Consider the following 23165-nt stretch of genomic DNA (forward strand, 5'->3'; position numbering starts at 1 on the left):
TTTGGGGCATACATGTCGAAGATTCCCGAGCGATTTGTGGGGTACGCGTTCTGCGTCGGCGATCTCCTGTTGGAGCTTGACCGCGATTTCACGATCCTGAGCGCTGACGGGGCGAGCCAAAGCCTTCTCGGCAAGGTGCCGGGGCCGCTCGTTGGCAAGAATTTCATGTCGCTGATGGGCGCGAGCGACCGCAAGATCCTCGAGACAACAGCCAAGACCCTTTCCGGCAAAAAGATGCGCAGCGGGCCTTTCACTGTGAAGGTGGGGCAAGCCGAAAAGGACCGCGAACCTTTTTCCATTTTTATCGGCGCCCTGCCGATGCGGGATGACAGGCTGTATCTGGTGATGGCGCGCCCGCACCGGATTGGCCTGAAGCCGGAAACCCGTTCGTCGCCGCAATCTGTCGCTGAAGCCAAGGCAGACTTCTATGAAAATCTGCAGACGGTTTTCAAGAACGACCCGGAAGCGCAGGACAATATGCTTGTTACTGTGCTGCAATCGATCGGCAAGCCTTTCACCGAGAACCAGCAGGCAGAGGTAGAACGTTATCTGAAATCCTGTTCGGTCGGCGGCAACCTTGCCACCCGGCTCGGGGATGACAAGTTCGCGCTGGTGCATGAAAAGGACGAGGACGGTTCGACCGTTGCCCTGTTGACGCATGAGATCAGCGAGGCGACGGGCGTGAAGATCGATAGCGCCACTATCGACGCCCATGACGCGCACCTCGCCGAAGAAGACAGCGTCAAGGCGCTGGTCTTCAGCCTGCAGCAATTCACCCGCGCCCAGAAGGGCTTTGCGCTGAAGGACCTGCAGGCCGAATGCGGCAAGATGATCGGCGACAATACGAAGAAGCTGAAGGAATTCCGGCAGGTACTGAAGGACGGTGCCTTCTCGCTCGTCTTCCAGCCGATTGTGGAGTTCAAGACCGGCAAGACCCACCATTTCGAGGCGCTCTCCCGACTGCAGCTGAGCGACGTGAATGCCTCGCCCTTTGAGATGATCACCTTTGCCGAGGACGTGGGGCTGATTGACGAGTTCGATCTGGCTGTGCTGCGCCGGGCCATCTCAAAGCTCGCTGAATCGGAGAAGTCAGGCCATATCCCGAAGCTTGCGGTAAACTTGTCCGGCCGATCACTTTCGGATCGCGGCTTCATCAAGAAGCTCCTCTTGGAACTCCATAATGCTGACCGCTACCGTGATAACCTCTCGCTGGAAGTGACTGAGTCCGCCCGGATTGATGATCTAGCCTCCCTTGGTCGAGTATTGCGGGATATCCGCAATGCAGGCTTCAAGGTCTATCTGGACGACTTCGGCGCCGGGGCGGCGGGCTTCCAGTATCTGCGCGAATTGCAGGTGGATGCCCTGAAGATTGACGGTGTTTATATCCGCAACGCGGTTGACAGCGCCAAGGACCGCGCCTTCCTGCGCAGCATGGTCACGCTTTGCCAGGACCTTGGCATCGAAACGGTGGGGGAATGGGTGGAAACCCAGGCCCACGCGACGCTACTGCGCGATCTTGGCGTCGACTACGGCCAGGGCTATTTCTTCGGCAAGCCCGTCTCCGGGCTGGTGCCTGCCCGCGTCGGCAAGATCTGACTGAGGCCTTCGCCGCGTCCGCCGCCGCGCTCAGCGGGCGGCGATGGGGATGGCTACCATGCTCGTATCAAAGCATTTGAGGAACGCGAGCATATCGAGCTTGCTGCCATCGATGGCCACATTGCCGCTTGCCAGTTCTTCCACGAAGCCGGTTTCGCCTTTCACGATCTGGTCGTAGGTCGACCTGTCCACCGTGAGGGTGGCATTGAGGCCGTCTTCAAGCCCGGTACGGATATCGAGAATTTGGTTTCTGAGCTCAATGGTGAACTGCTCGTCCCGGTCCGGGAACACATAGCCTACCTTCACATGCTTGTCGGCAGCGGCTTCCGGCGACAGCCGGTAGCGCATCAGTTCCAACAGGCGGCGGCTTGGCAGGCCATCTGTGTTGAAGCGCGCCCGTCCAGCTTCCAGCAGGGCAACGCTGTCGACAAGGCCGTCGAGTTCGCGCGCGCCGACGAGGTAGAAGCCCCGCCAGTTGGTATTGAGTGTATTCTCACCGATCTGGCGCAGGGCTTCAGCCTTCAAGTGGCGCGCTTCGCGGTCTTCGCGGTTGATCCGTACCAGAAGCGTGGTGAGTTCGGCGCTCCACTGTGGGTCGCCGCCATCGAACACGCGTTTGGCCTCGGCAAACACCTTGTCGCGCCCGCCCATCAGGGCAACGGTGCGTCGGGCAGCCTCGACACGCGGTGTGGGGTCAAGCGTAGCGGCATCGCCGTCGAACCAGCTGATATAGCTGGTGTAGAAGGAGCGCACCGAATGCTTGACGGTGCCATAAAGTTCAAGTGTCCACGGGATCATGGTCAGATGTTCAGGCAGGGCAGGCATGGCTTCGGCCAGTTCTTCCTGCGTATAGCCTTTGTTGATCAGCCGTACGGCCTGATCGTGGGTCCACTGGATCGCGTCACGGTAGGTGACAAGCAGCTTTTCAACCTCGGCCTCGCCGCTGACGATGGGGCCGTGGCTCGGCACCAGCACGCGGGGGTGATAGGCGCGCATCCGGTCAATCGCATTGATCCATTTCTGGGCGTCGCGCGGCTTGGTGCCTCGAAGCGAATGCAGGTTCGGGAAGGTCGGTCCCTGGATTTCATCGCCCGAAAGCATCACGCCATAGTCGGGCAGATAGACGGCGATGTGCGAGGCCGCCTCGCCGCCGGTGCGGAAGATATGCATGCGCACACCGTCCAGCGTCAGGTCTTCGCGGTCCCCGATCAGGTGATTGGGTTCGATGAAGGCGCTGGGGCCGGGGATGATATTGCCGCCAAGGCCGACCTTGTATCCCTTGCCATCGGTTTCAGGGTCCAGAAGCACACCGTACATATAAGCCGCGCGCAGCCCCATGATCGGCCCGGTGACGGCATTTTCGTCCAGCAATTCTTCGGGCAGGTCGTCAGCCGAGATCACCATAACCTTGCCGCTTGCCGCATCTTCGCGGCTTACAAAGGCGCCGGCGCCGCCCGTGTGGTCGATATGATGGTGGGTATAGATGACACCGACGATGGGCTTGTCGCTCTTCTGGCGGATCAGTTCGAGCGTAGCATCGCCGTCTGTGCGGCTGAGTGTGGTGTCAACGATGATAAGCCCGGTGTCACCCTCGATCACGATCGTATTGGGGATGCCGCCGTTCACATTCATATATTGCCAGACGGGTGCATCCTCCACGAGGAACGGTCCGTTACCATGGTCCTTGAAAAACTCGACGGCTTCCGCTGGCAAGTCAGCAGGCTTCAGCACCCGAGCCTTGGTCGGCTTTTCGTCGCAAGCAGCGAGTGCCACAAGGCAGGCGCCGGCCATCAGGCCATGAATGATCGTCCGTACGCTGGCTGTGGCCATCGTCCCTCTCCCCTGACGTCTGTGTCTCTCCCGTGAAAAATTAGACTGGTCAGTTCAGTTCTTGTCAAGCCGGGAACGAGGCGGCAATCTGTGGCTGGGAAATCAAGGGGAAAGTTCATGTCAATCCGCGCCTGGCTGGCGCGCCGCCAGATCCGTCGTGCCTTTCGGGGGAAAGCCACACGCGACTTCGCGCCTGACCAGCTTGTCAAACTCTTCGGTGGCCTCCTTGCGAAGGCCGAGCAAATGGCGCCAGCACTGCCGGCGTCTGTCAAGGTCACGCCAGTTGAAGGCGAAGGCTTTCGCGGTGAATGGGTCGAGGCACCGGGCGCGCTGCCCGCTCGCAGCATCCTGCATTTCCATGGCGGCGGCTATGTGTGGGGCGGTATCGGCGGCTTCCGTGATTTCGCGATGCGGCTTTCGGCAGCGGCAAAGGCGAAGGTCTTTCTGCTGCAGTACCGCGTGGCGCCCGAGCATCCGTGCCCGGCGGCAGTTGAAGACGCCGTTGCCGCATGGAAGGCGCTGGCAATGGGCGGTGCACCTGTGATGCTGGGCGGGGATTCCGCAGGTGGTGGGCTCGCTGTCGCGCTTGTGCAGGCGCTGGCCGCTGAAGGCATCAAGGGGCCAGCTGCCCTCGGGCTGATCGCGCCTTGGGTCGATCTTGGGCTTGGCGGCTCCACCTTCGCCGGGAACGCAGAAAGCGACGTGATGCTGGACCCGCGCGGCATTGGCCGGGCGGCGGAGCTTTACCGGGGCGGCCTTGCCGCATCCGATCCGCGCTGCTCACCGCTTTTCGGGCGCATGGATACGATGCCGCCGACGCTGCTGCAGGTGGATGCGGGCGAGATATTGCTCGATGACAGCCGCAGGCTCGCAGCAAAGATCACGGAAGCGGGCGGCAAGGCACAGCTCGATATCTGGAAAGGCCTGTTCCATGACTGGCCGATGGTCGCCCGGCTGGTGCCGGAAGGCCGCAAGGCGATTGTCGATATGGCGCGTCACTATGAAGCCCATTGGGATGGGGGAGAAACAACATGAGTTACAATTACGGCCCGGCTTTCATCACCGGGGCAGGCTCCGGCATCGGGCGTGCGATGGCCATCCAGCTGGCGGCTGCGGGCTCCCCCGTCGCCCTCGCTGACGTCAACGAGGAAGGCATCAAGGCAGCTGCTGCCGAGATTGAAGCGGCAGGCGGCAAGGCTATCACCTTCAAGCTGGATGTCTCCGACCGCGCTGCGGTGATGGCGGCGGTCCAAGCCACGAACGAGGCCTTCGGCGGCATCGGCTTCATAGCCAACAATGCTGGTGTGACGCTCACCGATCTTGTCTCGACGATGCAGGAAAGCGACTTCCGCTGGCTTATGGAAATCAACTTCTGGGGGGTGGTGCACGGCACACAGGCGGCATTGCCGCTGATGTTGAAGCAGGGCCGTGGCCATATCATCAATATTTCCAGCCTGTTTGGCCTGATCGGCGTGCCGAGCCAATCGGCTTACTGCGCTGCCAAGCATGCGGTGAAGGGTTTCAACGAATCCCTGCATTACGAACTCGCAGGGACCGGGGTCAGCGTCCACAGCGTGCATCCGGGCGGGGTGAATACCAATATCGTGCGCGGCGGGCGTCACCGCCGGAACGCCGAGGGCGACACCGATACGACAAAGATGCAAAGTTCCTTCCAGCCGCTGGCCATCACTACACCGGATGAAGCAGCAAAGGTGATCCTGTCGGGCGTCGCGAACGGCGACTACAGGATCATCGTGGGCAAGGATGCGCGCTTTGCGGATCGCTTCCAGCGCTTCTTCCCCAACCTCTGGCGCAAGTTCTTTGGCCGGGGATTGAAACGTCGCAAGGCATTTTGATGCCAAAGGCAGCGGCTGGCGTCGCCGGAGCTATCCCTTGGACCATCCTTCAGCGCTGACTATCGGCTAGTTTTTGAGGGGAAGGATTACGCCAGCACGGGCGGCATCCACGGCAACCTCGGCATTCCTGTAGCGCTGCCAGCCTTGCAACTGGTGGCGGCGTGCTTCAACGGCATTCTCGCGGATCGCCAACAGCCCGAAAACACCGGTCTGCATGGCATTATACTGCCGCAGTGAGGCGGCAACCGCCTGATCGGCCGCAACGGTAACCTGTTCGTTCAGAAGCTTGACGAGCTTGTGGGCGGCATCGCGTTCGCGCACCAGAAGGGCGGCGCGGTTTGCGGTCACCACAAGGGAATGGGCATACTCATATTGTGCGGCGCGGACGTCTGCCTCGGCTTTTTCGCGTTTCGGGCCGTCGAAATTGAAGACGGGAACCGGCATTTCGATCGAGGGGCCGACTTCCCACTGATGGTCGTCCCGCTCCGCCGAAACGGCAAGATCGATGTCCGGCAGGATGGAGCTGATGTCTGTGATGCCATGCGAGGCTCCAACGCGGGCGACTTCCGCCTTGCTGGAGGCGAGCGCCAGACTGTTGTCCATCACAGCCTGCATGTCGACAGCGTTCAGGTCGGCAGGGATGGTGGCGGGGTCTGCGTTGTGGACGAACCAGTCGCCCATCAAATCAACACCCAGAAGGCCGGCCAGGTCCTCGCGGGCCTCGCGGCGTTCGGATTCTGCCATGATCACGGCATGCTCGGCGTTTGCCACCGCAATCTTGCGCGCGACCAGTTCGTCAGCGGGGAGGTTGCCCTTGTCAGCAAGCTCGACAGCGACCTTTTCAGCGGCCCGGGCGATATTTTCCGACATTTTGGCCAGATTGTGCGCCTGCTTGGCGACGGCAAGCCGGGTCCATGCCCGGCGGACATCAGCAATCAGCGCGACGGCATGATCCGTGACCTCGATCTCGATCCGTTCAGGGATTGTGATGCCTTGCTTGTTTCTCAGCGGTATCAGGAAGATATCCAGAACCGGCAAAGCGATGCCAGCCTCGGGGGTCCGGGCGCCATCGGAAACAGGCAGCAGGCCAGTTGCCCGCAGATCAGCTTCGGTGATGGCCAGCTGATCGTATCGGGCTCTCAGCGTATGATCGTTGAAAAGGGCCAGGCGGACGGCAGCTTCCTCACCGAGCGGGCTTGCCAGAATCTCTGCGACTTCGGCATCGCTGGTCAGTCCAACATAGCGGGTGCGGACATCAAGGCCGGTGTTGGTGCTGTCCCTGCTTGTCCCTTGGGGCAAGGTAGCGCAGGCCGAAAGAAGGGCTGCAGCGGTGGCAAGGCTGATGCTCGACGAGATCAAACGCACTAACACTCTCCGGGCGAATGGCTGAACAAGGCGCGACCATAGCCGCAACCCCATTTCACGGCAAGTCAAAGCACAGCGAGCGCTTTTGGGGCGCGGCTTTCTCATGGCGATTGTGTTGATGCCTGCTTCCTGATAGGGGAAGCCAAAGGGAAAACACCAAACGGGGCAATCATAATGAGCGAACAAGCCACTGAAGCAGCATTTCCGGCAACGGGCAGCGCCTCGGGCCAGCTGTTTTCGGATCTGAATGCGGGTTTCGCCTTCTTCCTCGATTGCGTGGTCAATCTGTTCGTTCTCTCCGGCATCCTGATCGGTGCGTTCGGCATGCCGGGCGAAGTGGTCTTCGGCAAGATCATCCCCGGCGCCATCGTCGGTATCGTTGCGGGCAATGCGCTGTTCATCTGGCAGGCCAAGCGGACATCGAAGGCGACGGGCAACCCGGCGCTGACGAGCATCCCGCTCGGTATCGACCTGCCGACCATCTTCGGCATGTGCTTCTTCATTGTCGGCCCGGCCTATGTCTCCAATGTGGAGGCCATGGGCAGCCTGCCGGCCGCCGAACATGCCTGGCAGATCGGCATGGCCGCCGCCTTCTGGATGGCAATCATCAAATTTGTCCTCTCCTTCTTCGGTCGCGCCATGCAGACCCAGATGCCGCAGATGGCGCTCGTTGGTGCGATGGCCGGTATCGCGACCGTGTGGCTCGGCGCTGAAGCGCTTCTTGGCGTGTTCGCGCTGCCGGAAGTCAGCCTCGTTTCCATGATGATCATGGCCTTTGCCCTGATCGCCGGTCACCGCCTGCCGCTTTCGATGCCGGGGGCGGTGATCGCCATCGTCGTCGGGACGCTTCTTTATTATGTGCTCGCCTTCGCAGGTGTCGGGAACGGCTATGTGGTGCGTGAAGCGCCTGAACTGATCCCGGCGATCCCGACCTTCACGGTTGCTGGCATCAGCGCCATGTCGGGCGAAATCACCAACAGCCTCGGGATCGTTTTCCCGTTTGCGCTGCTGATCGCGGCGTCTGCGGTGAATATCGTGGCAGGTGCGCGCATCGTGGGCGATCATTTCGACCCGCGTCAGGTCGTGCAGATCGATGCGACTGCCACCTTCATCAGTGCCATTTTCGGCGGCATCGTGCAGACGACCCCGTACTTTGGCCACACGACCTACAAGCGGATGGGCGCGCGCACCGGCTATGCCATCGGGGCGGTCAGCATGATCGCCATCGGCGGGCTCGGCGGGGTGATCGCCTTTGCCTCGCAGATGATCCCCGAAGGCGTGCTGAAGCCGATCCTTGTGGTGGTGGCGAGCGATATCCTGCGACTGGCCTTCGCCGGCGGTGATGCCCGCCATGCGCCGGCGCTTCTCTTTGCCATGGTGCCGGGCATCCTCAACTATGCCTTCTCGAAAGTGTCGGACCTTTACGGCCGCATCGGCGAGGCGGTCCAGCAGACCCTCGGCACCGACTGGCAGAACAGCTATCTGCTCCTTGGCGCCATGTCGCGCGGTTATATCCTTACAAGCCTTATCTGGGGTGCCATGCTGGTGTGGATCATCGACCGCTCGATGAAACGCGCGGCCTTCGCCGCCATTGCAGCGGCTACCTTTACGCTGTTTGGCGTGATCCACTCGGTGCTGCCGTCTTCGGGCATGTATCTGCCGTGGGCGATGCCCGCGATGGACGGCTTTGCGAGCGTGCTGCCATATCGGCTGGCGGCGGGTTACCTGATCACCGCGATCATGCTTTTCCTGTTCTCGCTGGACCGCGAAAAGCCCAGGGCCTGAGACCTTAACAAGGCGGGAGAAACCTGATGACCTCGCCCCAATATGTGAATGTCGGCACGGACTTTCATGCCGACTGGCTGGAAGATATCCGTGTCAACAAAAGCGGCGTCGAGCGCCGGGTTGCCGCACTTGGTGCTGCGCGTCCGGTCAGCGGTGAGGCACAGGTTGCCTTTCTGCTGAAGGCCATCAGCTGTATCGACCTCACGACCCTTGCCGGCGACGACACGCCGGGCCGGGTGGAACGCCTGTGCGCCAAGGCGCGGAACCCGGTGCGCCGGGATATTCTCGCCGCTTTCGATATGGCCGACATGGGCCTCACCACCGGTGCGGTGTGCGTTTATCACGGCATGATCGAAACGGCGGTGAAGGCGCTTGAAGGCACCGGTATCCCCGTGGCGGCGGTTTCGACCGGTTTCCCGGCGGGCCTGGCGCCCATGGAAACGCGGATCGAGGAAATCCGCCGCTCGGTGGGGGCAGGGGCAGCGGAGATCGATATCGTCGTCACCCGGGCCCATGTCCTGACCGGCAACTGGCCGGCCCTTTACGCAGAAGTGAAAGCCTTCAAGGAAGCCTGTGGCGCTGCCCATATGAAGGCTATCCTTTCAACGGGTGAGCATGGCAGCCTCACCGAAGTTGCCAGGGCCTCGATGGTTGTCATGATGGCCGGCGCCGATTTCATCAAAACGTCGACGGGCATGGAGGCGGTGAATGCAACGCTTCCCGTGTCGCTCGTGATGGCGCGGATGATCCGGGACTTTGCGGATCGCACCGGCATCAAGGTTGGCTACAAACCCGCGGGCGGCATCCGGAAGGCGGCGGAAGCCGTGCGCTATCTGGTGCTGATGAAGGAAGAACTGGGCCGCGACTGGCTGGAGCCCGGCCTGTTCCGGTTCGGGGCGTCGGCCCTGCTTGGCGATATCGAACGCCAGCTTGAAACATTGGCGACGGGCATTCCCTCTGCCCCGTGGCGCCATGCGATGGCCTGAGGAGACGGGGCGATGAGTGTGAAAGACAAGCTGCAGACCATGGACTATGACCCCGCGTTTGAAAGCCGTGCGGCGGCGGATGCCTGGCTCGATGGCCACAAGCGCCGCTTCGGTCATTTCATTGGTGGCAAATGGCTGAAGCCCGCGAAGGCGCAGATGCTGCCGAGCTTTGCGCCCGCCACGGGCGAAGTTTTGGCCGAGATTTCAGTGGGCACCCATGCGGAAGTGACTGCTGCCGTGAAGGCTGCGCGCGCAGCGGAAAAGGACTGGGCGAAAACGAGCGGGCACAAACGCGCCGCTTATCTCCGCGCGCTTGCCCGGCTCATTGAAAAGCATGCAGGCGTGCTTGCTGTTCTCGAAGCGCTCGATAACGGCAAGCCGATCCGCGAGACGACCAATGTCGATATTCCGGCATCCGTCCAGCATTTCGATCATCACGCCGGCTGGGCTGAACTGATTGAAACCGAGTTTCCGGGGCATGAACCGGTTGGTGTGGCCGGGCAGATTGTCCCGTGGAATTTCCCGCTCTTGATGGTCGCGTGGAAAGTGGCGCCGGCGCTTGCGGCCGGTAATACGGTCGTGCTGAAGCCTGCCGAGTTCACGTCGCTCACCGCCCTTTACTTTGCCGAGTTGGTGATGGCCGCAGGCCTGCCCGATGGCGTGGTGAATATCGTGACAGGGCCGGGTGAAACCGGCGCGCTACTGGTGGAGGCCGATGTCGACAAGATCGCGTTTACGGGATCGACCGAGGTCGGCAAACTGATCCGCCGCCGGATCGCCGGCACTGGCAAGCATCTGACGCTGGAGCTTGGCGGCAAGTCGCCCTTCATCGTGTTCGATGACGCGGATTTGGATGCGGCTGCAGACGGCCTTGCCGATGCCATCTGGTTCAATCAGGGGGAAAGCTGCTGTGCGGGCTCGCGCCTTCTGGTGCAGGAAGGCATCGCCGAGCGCTTCCTTGAAAAGGTGAAGGTGCGGATGGCAGCAATCCGCATCGGCCACTCGCTCGACAAGACCGTCGATATGGGGGCGATTGTTGACCCTGTCCAGCTAGAGCGTATCAAGCGGATGGTGGCCGAGGGCACCGCGGACGGCGCCAAGGTATGGCATGCCCCCTGCGGATTGCCTGAGGATGGCTGCTATTATCCCCCGACACTCGTGACCGGGGCGGGAACGGCCAATATCCTGATGCAGGAAGAGGTATTCGGGCCAGTTCTGAGCGTCCTCACCTTCCGCACGCAGAAGGAAGCCGTGGCGCTGGCCAACAACAGCCGTTACGGCCTCGCTGCCAGTGTCTGGTCTGAAACCGTCTCCCGCGCGCTTGAGGTTACCGCCGCGTTGAAGGCCGGGGCCGTGTGGGTGAACGGCGCCAGCATGTTCGATGCGTCGGTCGGTTTTGGCGGTATGCGGGAATCCGGTTTCGGGCGTGAAGGCGGCCGCGAGGGCATGACGGCCTATCTGGTGCCGAAGGCCGAACGCAAGCTGAAGGATTTGAAGGCTGACGCTGCCCCTGCGGGCAGCAGCAACGCCAAGGATATCGACGCCGCTGTCGAGGCCACATCAGGCGCGCAAGCCGCTTGGGCGTCCAAAGCCGCTGCCGAGCGCGGCACCGCACTGCGCCGTATTGCCGAAACGCTGGATGCCCGCGCGGATGAGTTCGTTCGCAAGCTGGAAGCCACAGGCAGCGGCCGCAAGGCCGCGAAGGCCGAAGTGGAAACCACCATCCGGCGCCTGTTCACAGCAGCGGCCCTTGCCGACAAGTTCGAAGGCGTGGTGCATACGGCACCCCTGCGCGGGGTGGCCTTTGCAATGAATGAGCCCTTCGGTGTTCTGGGGATCGCATGCCCGCCCGAAGCATCGCTTCTGGCGCCCGTTACGCTCGCCGCTCATGCGCTTGCCGCCGGGAACGCCACTGTGCTGGTGCCGGGCGCTGCCTTGGTCGCCGATTTGAAAGGGCTGTTCGCCGGATTGCCGGTGAGCATCGTGACGGGCGATCCCGCCGCCAGCGCCCTGTTGCTGGCGCGGCATGGTATGGTGGATGCGCTTTGGTCCTTCGCGGGCGACGGGGCCGTGCAGGAAGCCGCAGCCGCCGACAATATGAAACGCACCTGGATGGGCATGGCCAAGGCGTGGGACTGGGAGAATGGCACACTGACAAGCGGCAAGGCCTTGATGGAACGGGCTACTGAGGTCAAGAATATATGGGTGCCTTGGGGTGACCAGAACTAGCGGGTGACCAGAATTAGCGGGTTTCGAGTGACGGGGAAGGAGCGGAGATGAACAGACGGGTCTTGCTGATTGGCGGAACAGCCTATGCCCCCGCGCTCGCGGCGGTGGAGGCCAAGCGCAAGACGCTCGTTGCCACTGTGCCCGATATGGGCTCGGCGCGGGATATCATCTCCACCGAAACCTTCGATTTCATCGTGGCCGACCTCGATACACCCGGTGTGGAGGTCGATTCCGTTATCCGGCTCGCCGCTTCTGCCCCCCTTTGCGCCGGTGTCCTGATCTTCGGCGACATGAACACGGCGCGCGCCCGCGCGGCGCGTGATCTGGCGACCGCCCTCAGCGTCAATCTTGTCGGTATTCTGGTGAGCCCGATCCGCGCCAGTGATATCGCCCGACTTCTGGAAGGTGTTAGCCTGACCGAAGAACCCGAGCGGGCGGGGAGTGCGGCGATCCTGTCTGAAGCCGAATTTCTGCGCGGGCTGATGACCGACGGGCTGGTTGCGGCTTACCAGCCGAAGATCGACCTGAAAACCGGGCGGATCGTGGGCGCTGAGGCCTTTGCTCGCTGGCGGGGGCCTTCGGGCGGTATCCTCGGTGCCGGGGCAGTGCTGCGGCTTGCCCGCCAGCGCGGCTATATGGACGTGCTCGCGCACCGCATGTTGGAACTGGTGGTGGCCGAACTTGGCCTTTGGGTACAGATGGGGCTGGAGCTGAAGGTTTCCGTCAATGTGTCGACCGAAAACCTGCGCCGCAGCGATTTTGTGGATGTGGTGACGAACCTTGCCGCCGTTCACAAGGTGCCGCCGCATCTTATCCAGCTTGAAATCACCGAAAGCGAAATCAACTGGGATGATGCGCCACTGAAGGATTCCATGCAGCGCCTGAATGGGCGGGGTTTCCCGCTGGCACTGGATGACTTCGGGACCGGCCTTGCCTCGCTCATGAAGCTATCGGAAGTGAAGTTCGACGAAATCGTGGTGGACCGCCGCTTCACCCGCACGGCGGTGGACGACGGCCCGGCGCGCACTGTGCTGGAAGGCGCCATCGGCGTGATCCACAAGCTCGGCCTTGTTTGTACCTGCGAGGGGATCGAGGACGCGGCAACGCGCGATCTGGTGGCGGGGCTCGGCGCCGATGTCGGACAGGGCTTCCTGCTGGGCCAGCCGATGGTTGGCACTGAATTCCTAGAGCTTCTGGACCGCCAATAGGCGCTGAATTCTGCCATTGTTCTTGTTTTGTTCTCATGCTATGAAAGGGCATGAGACACAGTATGGCTATATCGAGCGATCCGACAGTCCGTGCAGAAATGCTGCGGGGGCGCGGTGCTGTGAGCAACCGTTCCGGCCGGTTCGAGCGCTTTGCGAAAAGTATCGCCGATGATGGCTGGGGGCCGGTGCAGGGCACGCTTGAAGCCCTGGCCGAACTGCCGCGCCTCAGGACCGAGGTCACGGACGAACACCCGAAGCACATCATCACCAAGAATGCCTCGCCGGACATTCCCTTCGATCGTTCGATCAACCCCTATAGGGGGTGCGAGCATGGCTGTGTTTATTGTTTCGCGCGGCCGACCCACACCTATCACGGCCTTTCAGCCGGCCTCGATTTCGAGACAAAGCTGTTCGCCAAGCCGGATGCCGCCGACCTCCTGAAAACGGAACTTGCGAAAAAGGGTTATGCGCCCGCCCCCATCGCCATGGGGACGAATACCGACCCTTATCAGCCGATCGAGCGGGAGCGGGGCATCACCCGCGCGCTTCTTGAAGTGCTCGACAAGGCCAGTCACCCAGTGACGATCGTCACCAAATCACGCCTTGTGGTGCGCGATATCGATATCCTGTCGCGCATGGCGGAACGCAATCTGGTGAAGGTGGCGCTGTCGGTGACGACCGTGGACCCGAAGCTTGCCCGCACGCTGGAGCCCCGCGCTGCAACGCCGCAGCGGCGGCTGGATGCGATCCGGCTGCTCACGGACGCGGGTGTGCCGACGGGTGTGATGATGGCGCCAGTGATCCCGGCCATCAATGACCATGAAATGGAACGGGTGCTGGCCGCCGCCGCCCATGCGGGGGCGCGGGAGGCGGGCTATATCCTCGTGCGGCTGCCGCTTGAGGTCGCCGGGCTTTTCGAGGAATGGCTGGAAACCAATTATCCGGACCGCAAGGACAGGGTCCTGTCGCGCCTTGCCGCCATGAGGGGCGGGCGGCTGAATGATCCGCGCTTCGGCAATCGGATGAAGGGTGAGGGGCTGGAGGCGGAACTGTTGCGTCAGCGGTTTGCGCTGATGTGCAAGCGGTTCGGCTATAACAAGGATCGTATCCGGCTGGATACAGGTGCCTTCGAGCCGCCCCTCAAACCGGCGAGGGGCGGCCAGATGGATCTTTTCGGTTAGGAATTTCCGTTCGGCCTGAGGAGGCCCACAGGGCCGTCTCGAAGACCGCAGTGTCGAAGCGGCGCCCTTCGAGACGCGCTGCCGCGCTCCTCAGGACGAACGGTGCGTGTTCTTTAGACAAGCTCGCCAAGCTTGGCCTTGTCGAATGCGGCGAGGCTGTCGAAGGCACCGTCGCGCACCGTTTTGGTCCAGTCCGGGTTGGCGATGAGGGCACGACCGACGGCAACGAGGTCGAACTCGTCATGCGCCAGACGGTCCATCAGCTTGTCGAGGCTGGCCGGGGCCGCATTCGCGAAGCCTTTGGCGTTTTCATCGATGAAGCCGCCATCAAGGCCGACGCTGCCGACAGTGATGGTCGGCTTGCCGGTGATTTTCTTGGTCCAGCCCGCGAGATTGAGGTCGCTGCCTTCAAACTCGGGTTCCCAGAAACGGCGGGTGGAGCAATGGAAGATATCGACGCCCGCGTCGGTCAGCGGGGCAAGGAAGGCTTCAAGCTCGGCCGGGGTCACCACAAGGCGGGCGGCATAATCCTGCTGTTTCCACTGCGACCAGCGCAGGATGATCGGGAAATCGGCACCGACACGGGCGCGGATGGCTTTCACGATCTCCACGGCGAAGCGCGTGCGGGCCACATAATCGCCGCCCCATTTGTCGGTGCGCTCGTTGAGGTCACCCCAGAAGAACTGGTCAACCAGATAGCCATGCGCGCCGTGGATCTCGACCGCGTCAAAGCCGATGCGCTTGGCGTCTTCCGCCCCTTGCGCAAAGGCGTTGATCACGTCTTCGATATCCTGCTCGGTCATCTCATGGCAGCGCTTCTTGCCCTTGGATACCATGCCCGAGGGGCCATGGCCCGGCACGGTCGGGTCGGGCTCGATCCCTTCCTTGCGCACCGATCCCACATGCCAGAGCTGCGGGGCGATCTTGCCGCCGGCGGCATGCACGGCATCCACCACCTTTTTCCAGCCGGCAAGGGCCTTGTCGCCATAGATGAAAGGCACGTTCGGGTAACCGCTCGCCGCCGGGTGGCCGATGCAAGTGCCCTCGGTGATGATGAGGCCCACGTCGCCTTTTGCGCGGCGCTCATAATAGGCAACGTTCAGATCGTTCGGCACATTGCCCGGCGAATAGGTGCGGGTCATCGGCGCCATCACCACACGGTTCTTCAGTTCCAGCTTTTCGCTTTTGAACGGGGTGAACAAGGCGTCGGTCGAATGGGTCATAAGATTTCCGATCTTCACAAATGCGTCAGCGGCCGGGCTGGCCTATAGGCCAACCGTTGTCCAACCGGCCGCGGGGAGCTAGGTTGAAAAAATGTCACCAAGGGAGAATTGGGCCATGTTCAGAAAATGTCTAGGGGTCGCTGTCGCTTTTGTGATTGCAGGCACCGCCATCGCCGCGGAAAAGACCGCATGGGACTTCACGCTGACCTCCATCGACTATACCGACATGCCGATGGAAGCCTACAAGGGCAAGGCCGTGCTAGTGGTGAACACCGCATCCTATTGCGGCTTCACGCCCCAGTATGAAGGCCTGCAGAAGCTGTATGACGAATACAAGGACAAGGGCCTTGTGGTGCTGGGTGTGCCCGCCAATGATTTCGGCGATCAGGAGCCGGGCTCCGAGCGCAATATCAAGAATTTCTGCAAGGTCAATTTCGCCGTCGATTTCCCGATGACCAAGAAAATGGTCGTCAATGGTTCGGAAGGCACCGCCGACTTCTATAACTGGATGGCGGAAGAGCAGGGCGAGGACAGCCGCCCGAAGTGGAACTTCCACAAATATCTGATCGGCCGCGACGGCCACACGGTTGCCTGGTTCGGCACCAAGGTGGAGCCGGATAGCCCCGAGCTGAAAGCCGCCGTGGAAAAAGCGCTGAACTAGGCGCGCTGCAGCCAGTTATCAGCGGGGTAGTGCGCTGCCCCGTCGACCACATGGACGGTATAGGCATGCCGCGAGCGGGGCGAAAGGTTCGGCCCCGAAAGATGCGGCAACAGCCCGTGAAGCACGATGAGGGTCCCTTTCGGCACAGCGAGGGGGACCTTTTTCTCTTCCTCGAACGGGGATGCATCCAGCGTTTCAGTATAGGTGCCGGTGTCGCCGGTGCGGCGGAACCGTTCTTTGGGCGCGTCGCCGGCGTGCGCGCCGGGGATGGCCCACATGCAGCCGTTTTCCTCTGTCGCGTCTTCAACCGCGAGCCAGAAACCAAGCACGCTTTGCGGTTCGGTCCAGAGATAGGTGGCATCCTGGTGGCACACCACCTCGCCGCCGATCTCCGGCTGCTTGAAAATATACATCGACTGCACCGGATCGGGCTTCGCGTGGCCAAGTGCTTTCGCGAGGCCCATCATCTTCGCGCTGTTTGAAAAGGCGCTGAAAACGGGGTCAAGCGTGTGCAGCGCATGCCCCACCTTGTTGATCGCCACATTCAGCGGGTGTGTCAGGTTGCCGCCTGCGTCAATCGCACCCGCTTCGAAAAAGAAGCGGATATCGGTGGCGCTTTCCAGAAAGTAGCGGTCCCGCGAGGGTTCGTCAGCCGTGGCGGAAAAGACCGTGCGGTGGGCATCGGGGTCGAAGCCCGTGGTGATTTCCGCCATCCGCGCCTTCATGGCATCGCATTCCGCTACACTTGCATAATTTTCCAGCACCAGCACACCGTCGCGCGCGAAAGCGGCAATCATTTCGGGTGTGGCGGCAGCAAAATCGCGGGCGTCGAAGCGGGGCAGGGTCATGGGCGTGTCTCCTATTGCCCGAGATGAAGCACGCGGCGCGAAATCCGTCAAGCGAAGGGCTTGATCTTGTCGCCCTTTCAGCCTACTCGGAAAGGAGAACAAAAGGGGAGCATCGATGAGCATCACGGAACTTCTGCCGATCGTCACGGGCGGGCTTGTTGTCCTTCTGCTGCTCCTTCTTGTGGCCGTGATCCGCAAGCTTTCAAACCTTGGCGAGCAGGTGGCCGATGCGGGTGACCCTGCGGCCCTGATCCGGCTGGACACGCGGCTGACCGACATGGGCGCGCAGGCTGACCGGCGCGAGGCGGCGATCCGCGACGAGTTCCGCGCCAACCGCGATGAAATATCCAAAGCCGTGGCCAATCTCGCCGAACAGATCCGCCGCATGGGGGCGGAAGCCAATCAGGCGCAAACCGATTTCCGCGACAAGCTCGACCAGAAAATGGCCGAACTGCGCACCGAAAACAGCGCCAAGCTTGAGGAAATGCGCAAGACGGTTGACGAAAAACTGCAAACGACGCTGGAGCGCCGCCTGAGCGAAAGCTTCAAGACGGTGTCAGAGCGGCTGGAAGCCGTGCACGCGGGCCTTGGCGAGATGCAGAAGCTAGCAACCGGCGTGGGCGATCTGAAACGCGTGCTGACGAACGTCAAATCGCGTGGCACGTTCGGTGAGGTGCAGCTGGAACTGCTGATCCATGATTTCCTCACCCCCGACCAGTTTCTGGCGAATTTCGATTGCGGCAAGCGATCAGGCGGGGAGCGGGTGGAATTCGGCATCAAGGTGCCGGGTACAGCGCAGGATGTATTCCTGCCGGTTGATGCCAAATTCCCGACCGAGGATTATGAACGACTGCTGGCCGCCGTTGAGGTGGGCGACAAGGACGCCATCGATGCGGCAGGCACGGCCATCGAGCGGGCCATCCGTCGTTTTGCCAAGGATATCGCCGACAAATATATCAACCCGCCCTACACGACTGACTGGGCAATCCTCTTTGTACCCACCGAAGGCCTTTATGCCGAAGTGCTGCGCCGACCCGGCCTTTTCGAGGCCCTGCAGCGCGACCTGAAGGTGACGGTCGCTGGCCCCACCAACTTCCAGGTGCTCCTCTCTACCTTCCGCATGCAGTTCAAGCAGGTGGCACTGGCCGAGCGCGCCAGCGAGGTCTGGCAGGTGCTCGGGGCCGTGAAGGGCGAGTTCGAACGGTACGGCGAACAGGTCGGCGCGCTGACCAAAAGCCTGTCGGCTGCCCAGAATCATGTTGAAAAGCTGGATGTGCGCCGCCGCCAGATGCTTCGCGCGCTCAAAGGCGTTGAAACGCTTGAAGAGGGGCAGGCCGCTGCCCTTCTCGGCAGCCATGACGAAAACGAATAGCTGCTATGCAGGCTTTATTGCGATAAAGCGTGCGATTTTTGCGGTGGGTCTTCTTGAAGACAAGTCAAGTCTGACATATATAGGCTGTGTACCGAGTACAAACGAGTACAAAAGGGTCACCAAATAAAAACGGCCCGATAAACGACGACAGCAACAGCGAAGGTGACCAGACCCAAAACGGGCGGCCCTTCCATACACAGCGAGGATATAACCATGTTTACCCAACTCATCACCGTTTCGAGACCGTCGAGCACCCGTACTGCCCCGAGCAGTGTGCCGATGATGGATGTGCGTGTCGCACGCCGCCGCCGCCGCAATGTGCGCCTGGCGCGGATCGCCGCCTGAACCAGACATTCGAACGTGACGGGCTTCTACCCCTAGCCCCCTGAACTTAGGAAAAGTCCGTCAACGTCGAAGGCCGGTTCCGGCAGCGGGATGTCTTTGCCAAGGCAGCGTCCCCCATAGCCTTCGCACTGCCGTGCCGGACCGGCCGCCTCCAATATGTTTCGAGTACACTTCCCTTCGGGGAAGTCTTCTGAGCCTATCCATACCACCCCACTTGACCAGCGCCTCCATTTCCCGGGAGGCGCTTTTCTTTTGTGCGGCACAGAAAGATGTGGGGATCAGGCCTCGACGAGCGAGCGGACAAGGAGCCGGAGGCCGGAGGCGCGCCAGTTATCGAACGGCTTGTCGCGTTCGTGGATACGGTCCTCAAGTGTCAGCCAGCGCGCCAGCGTCTGGAACAGGATCAGATGCTTCAGAATATCACCGTCCGGGAACAGGTCGGGGCCGTAGCCATTCACGAAAGCACGCCACCAGGGGCGTTCCTCCACCGGCATCGGCTGGAAGCGGGCGCGAAGCGGCAACAGGTCGGTCGTCAGCAGATAGGTGATCATGCGGGCCATGTCGGTGCAGATCGGCACCTGCTTGCGGCCCCAGATATCGATGCCGATCACCCGGCGCGGACTGATCAGGATATTGTTGGGCGTGAAATCGCCGTGGCTCATCGTGTGCCGGCCCATGCGGCCATCAAGGGCAGCCGAGCCCGCCTCGAAGCGCTCCATGCCCGCCTGAAACACGCTGTCACGCGCCAGCCGCTTGGCGGCGTCGGCATGCTGGTCGGCGCGGCGGGCAATCAGTGCGCGGAAATGGTCGGCATCAAACGGCTTTACTTCGGTGTGGGCCGCCTGATGGAAACGGCGAAGCCAGCCGCCGGTCAATTTGATCGCCTCGAACTGGCGCCAGCGATTGACCAGATTGAGCACCAGCACCTTCGTGAGCGTCGGCGCTTCCACCCATTCCATCACCAGAAGGCGCTGGGCGTCATCATGACCGTATAGTTCCGGCACCATGAAGCCGCTGTCGGTACCCTTCATCAGCGGATGATATTTCATCAGCGCATCACGCTGGGCGGGAAAGGCGCCGCCAAGGCCCACGTCATCACGGTAGCTTTTCAGCACCACGATGCGCTTCTCGGCCTTTGAATCGAGGAAATAGAGATCGCATTTGCGGGAGGCTATCCGCCGGTCTTTCACACCCCAGTCGGCACTGCCGAAACGGTCGCCGAGGATGGCACGCGCCGCCTCTTCGATATGGCCGGGGATGGGGGAGGTCATACCGGTCAGTGTCCTTGCCTGTTGCATCATGCGTTACTCGCTACCATTCTTTTTTCTATCATAGCGGAGGGCCGCTGCCATCCGGTAGTGATAGCTAAAATTTTGACGCCAAATCGGGAGAAATTATGACGCTGTTTGATCACGCCGGGATCGACCTTTCCGCCGGCCCCGACTGGCGCGCCGAGGAACGGCTGATGGCAGAGCTGGGCGGGCCTGTTTGCGGCGTTGATGAGGTCGGGCGCGGGCCACTTGCTGGTCCCGTGGTTGCGGCTGCAGTGATCCTTGATCCGGCCCGCGTGCCGGTGGGGCTCAATGACAGCAAGAAGCTCACCGAAAAAGCCCGCGTGCGGCTGGCCGCTGAAATCCGCGAAGTGGCGCTCGCGGTTTCAATCGCGGAGGCGAGCGTTGAGGAGATCGATACGATCAATATCCTTGAAGCTGCCATGCTTGCCATGCGGCGGGCGGTCGCCGGGCTCGCCGTTCGCCCCCTCGGCGCACTGGTCGATGGCAACCGCGACCCCCTCATTGGCATCACCACCGAGACCCTCGTGCAGGGGGATGCGAGGTCCCTTTCGATCGCCGCGGCATCGATTGTCGCAAAAGTTTTTCGTGACGAACTGATGAAAAATCTGGCCGAAAAACACCCCGAATACGGTTGGGACCGAAACGCAGGATATGGTGTGCCGGTCCATCTTGAGGCTCTAAAACTTGTGGGCGTGACCCCATTTCACCGAAAATCCTTCGCGCCGATTCGCGATATTTTACATCAACAAAATACCTTAACTGATTGATTCACGTGTAAGAATCGATTGACGCCGAATCGATTCCGACTCATAGTCCGTCTCACAGAGCGATGCGGAGGCAACGACCGAGAGGCCATAAGGCCCTATCCGCATCAAGGCTCGGGACGGAGAAATGACATGGCTGAGACGAAGAATGCTGCAAAGGCTGCAGCAAAGGGTTCCGCATCCGCAATGAACCTTCCGCTGGACCGTATTGTCCAGGGTGACTGCATCGAGGTGATGAACGCGCTGCCCGAGAAATCGGTGGACGTGATCTTCGCCGACCCGCCCTACAATATGCAGCTCAAGGACACGCTGCACCGGCCGGATAATTCCAAGGTCGATGGCGTCCATGATGCCTGGGACAAGTTTTCAAGCTTCTCGGCTTACGATGACTTCACCACCCGCTGGCTGGCCGCTGCCCGCCGCGTGCTGAAGGACACCGGCACCATCTGGGTGATCGGCAGCTACCACAATATCTTCCGTGTAGGCGCCGAACTGCAGAACCAGGATTTCTGGATCCTGAACGATATCATCTGGCGCAAGTCGAACCCGATGCCGAACTTCCGCGGCACCCGCTTCACGAACGCCCATGAAACGCTCATCTGGGCCGCCAAATCGGCCGACAAGGGCGGCTACACCTTCAATTATGATGCGATGAAGTCGATGAATGACGACACGCAGATGCGCTCGGATTGGGTGATCCCGATCTGTTCGGGCAAGGAACGCCTGAAGGACGGCGAGAAGAAAGCCCATGCGACGCAAAAGCCCGAAGCGCTTCTCTACCGTGTGCTGATGTCCTCGACCAAACCGGGCGACGTGATCCTTGATCCCTTCTTCGGCACCGGCACCACGGGTGCGGTTGCCAAGAAGCTTGGCCGTCACTTCATCGGTATCGAGCGTGAAACCGACTATATCAAGGTGGCGCAGGCCCGCATCGCAGACGCCTCACCCGCTGACGCCGAAGCCCTTGGCTATAACGAAGGCAAGCGCGCCCAGCCGCGTGTGCCCTTCGGCACCCTGGTCGAGCGCGGCATGATCACGCCCGGCACCACGCTTTACGACAGCCACCGCCGTTTCGCTGCCCGTGTGCGCACCGATGGTACGCTGGTGGCTGCCGACAGCAAAGGCTCGATCCACCAGGTGGGCGCGAGCGTGCAAGGCGCACCGGCCTGCAACGGCTGGACCTTCTGGCACGTCGAGAAGAAAGGCCAGCTTTACCCGATTGATGTGTTCCGCCAGCAAATCTGGGCGGAGATGCACTGAGACAGCTCCGGGCCTGCCGCGCGCCGGCCCGGACAGCCAGTTGCCTGCCAGTGTTGCGGCGGGCGCCCTCGCCATCCTCACATCCCGCGCAGGATGGCGGACTCCTTGGGAAGGGGCTTGCCCGCCCCGACCCCTCCGTTGGACGCCCCTCATGCCCATGGGGGCGTCCATTTTTTATGTCTGTTCGTCATGCCGGGCTTGATCCGGCATCCAGCGGCGCAGATGGCTGACATGGATCCCGGATCAGGTCCGGGGTGACGGAATTGTGGGGGGCTTCAGGGCGAAGGGTAAAGGGCGACCATCTTCACAAACACGGTCGGCAGGCCGGCTGCATCCAGATCCTCGATCGGCACCCACTCGCCGCTTGGCAGGTTGATGCGCCCGGATATCTCCGCTGCCGCCACACGGGTTTCCAGATGAAAGTGCGTGAAGGTGTGGCGGGCGATACCGTCCAGGAGTTGCCAGTCCCCGGTTGCAGGCGCATGCGCGGCCCAGTTATCGGGGAAATCGGCTTGCGCTTCCCACGGCGTTGAATAAAGCCCCGGCATGCCGCCTAGCAAGCCTTTGGGCGGGCGGCGCTCCAGCAACACATGGCCCTTATGGGTAGGCATGAAGGCGACCGTACGGCGGGTCGGCTTTTCCTTCTTCGGGGCTTTCACCGGGAAACGTTCGGGCTCCCCTGCTGCATGGGCCGCGCAGTCGGGCTGCAGCGGGCAGAGGAGGCATTTCGGTTTTTTGGGCGTGCAGATGCTGCTGCCCAGATCCATGCAGGCCTGCGCAAAATCGCCGGGGCGGTCACGGGGCACCAGCGTCGCCGTCCTTGTTTTGATCTCTGCTTTGCCCTTCGGAAGCGGCGTTTCAATGCGGAAAAGGCGGCTCATCACGCGCTCCACATTGCCGTCCACCACGGTGGCAGGCTCGCCGAAGGCAATGGCGGCCACCGCTGCGGCTGTATAGTCGCCAACGCCGGGCAGGGCACGCAGGGCCGCCTCGGTTTCGGGGAAGCGGCCGCCATGGTCGCGGGCCACGGCCTCGGCGCACTTATGCAGGTTGCGGGCGCGGGCATAATATCCCAGCCCCGCCCATGCCTTCAGCACGTCTTCAAGCGGCGCGTTTGCGAGGTCGGTGACCTTTGGCCAGCGGTTCAGGAAATCGGCATAATAGCCTTTGACGGTGGCAACCGTCGTTTGCTGCAGCATCACTTCCGACAGCCACACATGATAGGCATCGCCCACTTCGCCCGGTTTTGCGCGCCAGGGCAGGTCGCGCCGGTGGCGGTCGTACCAGGCAAGAAGGCGGGATGCGGGTGTCATCGGGTGCGGGTTTCCTTGAGCGCGGGGCGCTGATCCTGTAGCAAGGAG

General features: G+C 61.7%; 19 protein-coding genes. 13 read left to right on the forward strand and 6 right to left on the reverse strand.

Translation table 11 applies throughout. The features are described 5' to 3' along the window. Positions 1–12: 12 nt before the first annotated feature. The gene (locus tag PH603_RS06915; RefSeq protein WP_289505310.1) at positions 13–1596 is read left to right on the forward strand and encodes a sensor domain-containing phosphodiesterase; all 1584 of its coding nucleotides are present in this window, start codon (positions 13–15) and stop codon (positions 1594–1596) included. A gap of 30 nt (positions 1597–1626) precedes the next feature. On the opposite strand, the gene PH603_RS06920 is transcribed toward PH603_RS06915, so the two are convergent. After that, positions 1627–3426, reverse strand: coding sequence for an alkyl sulfatase dimerization domain-containing protein (locus tag PH603_RS06920; RefSeq protein WP_289505311.1), 1800 nt, complete (start codon positions 3424–3426; stop codon positions 1627–1629). A 117-nt stretch (positions 3427–3543) separates the two neighbouring features. On the opposite strand from PH603_RS06920, the gene PH603_RS06925 reads away from it, so the two are divergent. Further along, the gene (locus PH603_RS06925; RefSeq protein WP_289505312.1) at positions 3544–4461 is read left to right on the forward strand and encodes an alpha/beta hydrolase fold domain-containing protein; all 918 of its coding nucleotides are present in this window, start codon (positions 3544–3546) and stop codon (positions 4459–4461) included. Further along, entirely contained in the window at positions 4458–5282 is an 825-nt protein-coding gene (locus PH603_RS06930; protein WP_289505313.1) for an SDR family NAD(P)-dependent oxidoreductase, read from the forward strand. The genes PH603_RS06925 and PH603_RS06930 overlap by 4 nt, the downstream gene beginning before the upstream one ends. A gap of 66 nt (positions 5283–5348) precedes the next feature. Here PH603_RS06930 and PH603_RS06935 read toward each other — a convergent pair whose 3' ends face one another. Continuing rightward, positions 5349–6647 carry a TolC family protein gene (locus tag PH603_RS06935; protein WP_289505314.1) on the reverse strand — a complete coding sequence of 433 codons (1299 nt, stop codon included), beginning with the start codon at positions 6645–6647 and terminating at the stop codon, positions 5349–5351. 174 nt (positions 6648–6821) lie between these two features. Between PH603_RS06935 and PH603_RS06940 the strand changes: the two genes are divergently transcribed. From PH603_RS06940 to PH603_RS06960, 5 genes are all read left to right on the forward strand, one after another. Next, entirely contained in the window at positions 6822–8432 is a 1611-nt protein-coding gene (locus PH603_RS06940; RefSeq protein ID WP_289505316.1) for a SulP family inorganic anion transporter, read from the forward strand. Positions 8433–8458: 26 nt separating this feature from the next. Next, positions 8459–9418 (forward strand): deoxyribose-phosphate aldolase, encoded by a 960-nt coding sequence (gene deoC, locus PH603_RS06945; protein ID WP_289505317.1) that lies wholly within the window; start codon positions 8459–8461, stop codon positions 9416–9418. Positions 9419–9430: 12 nt separating this feature from the next. Next, positions 9431–11647 (forward strand): aldehyde dehydrogenase family protein, encoded by a 2217-nt coding sequence (locus tag PH603_RS06950; protein WP_289505318.1) that lies wholly within the window; start codon positions 9431–9433, stop codon positions 11645–11647. A gap of 47 nt (positions 11648–11694) precedes the next feature. Next, a complete protein-coding gene (locus tag PH603_RS06955) occupies positions 11695–12855 on the forward strand; it encodes an EAL domain-containing protein (RefSeq protein WP_289505319.1) in 1161 nt (386 codons plus the stop codon). A gap of 62 nt (positions 12856–12917) precedes the next feature. Further along, positions 12918–14036, forward strand: coding sequence for a PA0069 family radical SAM protein (locus tag PH603_RS06960; protein ID WP_289505320.1), 1119 nt, complete (start codon positions 12918–12920; stop codon positions 14034–14036). Positions 14037–14149: 113 nt separating this feature from the next. Here the strand turns inward: PH603_RS06960 and PH603_RS06965 are convergent, their stop codons facing one another. Further along, positions 14150–15259 carry an NADH:flavin oxidoreductase gene (locus PH603_RS06965; RefSeq protein WP_289505321.1) on the reverse strand — a complete coding sequence of 370 codons (1110 nt, stop codon included), beginning with the start codon at positions 15257–15259 and terminating at the stop codon, positions 14150–14152. Between the two features lie 115 nt (positions 15260–15374). Between PH603_RS06965 and PH603_RS06970 the strand changes: the two genes are divergently transcribed. Next, a complete protein-coding gene (locus PH603_RS06970) occupies positions 15375–15920 on the forward strand; it encodes a glutathione peroxidase (RefSeq protein ID WP_289505322.1) in 546 nt (181 codons plus the stop codon). On the opposite strand, the gene PH603_RS06975 is transcribed toward PH603_RS06970, so the two are convergent. Next, complete coding sequence (locus tag PH603_RS06975; protein ID WP_289505323.1) at positions 15917–16768, reverse strand: phytanoyl-CoA dioxygenase family protein; 852 nt, start codon at positions 16766–16768, stop codon at positions 15917–15919. The genes PH603_RS06970 and PH603_RS06975 overlap by 4 nt on opposite strands. Before the next feature lie 115 nt (positions 16769–16883). On the opposite strand from PH603_RS06975, the gene PH603_RS06980 reads away from it, so the two are divergent. Together PH603_RS06980 and PH603_RS06985 are read left to right on the forward strand one after the other, a co-directional pair. Beyond that, positions 16884–18140 (forward strand): DNA recombination protein RmuC, encoded by a 1257-nt coding sequence (locus tag PH603_RS06980; protein ID WP_289505324.1) that lies wholly within the window; start codon positions 16884–16886, stop codon positions 18138–18140. A 213-nt stretch (positions 18141–18353) separates the two neighbouring features. Further along, positions 18354–18485 (forward strand): hypothetical protein, encoded by a 132-nt coding sequence (locus tag PH603_RS06985; RefSeq protein ID WP_289505325.1) that lies wholly within the window; start codon positions 18354–18356, stop codon positions 18483–18485. Between the two features lie 278 nt (positions 18486–18763). Here the strand turns inward: PH603_RS06985 and PH603_RS06990 are convergent, their stop codons facing one another. Then, positions 18764–19756: a phosphotransferase family protein gene (locus PH603_RS06990; protein ID WP_289505326.1), complete on the reverse strand. Its 993-nt coding sequence runs from the start codon at positions 19754–19756 to the stop codon at positions 18764–18766. Positions 19757–19881: 125 nt separating this feature from the next. Between PH603_RS06990 and rnhB the strand changes: the two genes are divergently transcribed. After that, positions 19882–20547 (forward strand): ribonuclease HII, encoded by a 666-nt coding sequence (rnhB, locus tag PH603_RS06995; protein WP_289505327.1) that lies wholly within the window; start codon positions 19882–19884, stop codon positions 20545–20547. 129 nt (positions 20548–20676) lie between these two features. After that, complete coding sequence (locus PH603_RS07000) at positions 20677–21804, forward strand: site-specific DNA-methyltransferase (protein ID WP_289505329.1); 1128 nt, start codon at positions 20677–20679, stop codon at positions 21802–21804. A gap of 275 nt (positions 21805–22079) precedes the next feature. Here the strand turns inward: PH603_RS07000 and mutY are convergent, their stop codons facing one another. Beyond that, entirely contained in the window at positions 22080–23117 is a 1038-nt protein-coding gene (gene mutY, locus PH603_RS07005) for an A/G-specific adenine glycosylase (RefSeq protein WP_289505330.1), read from the reverse strand. Between the last annotated feature and the right edge of the window lie 48 nt (positions 23118–23165).

This window comes from Gimibacter soli, assembly GCF_028463845.1.
GTDB lineage: Bacteria > Pseudomonadota > Alphaproteobacteria > Sphingomonadales > Kordiimonadaceae > Gimibacter > Gimibacter soli.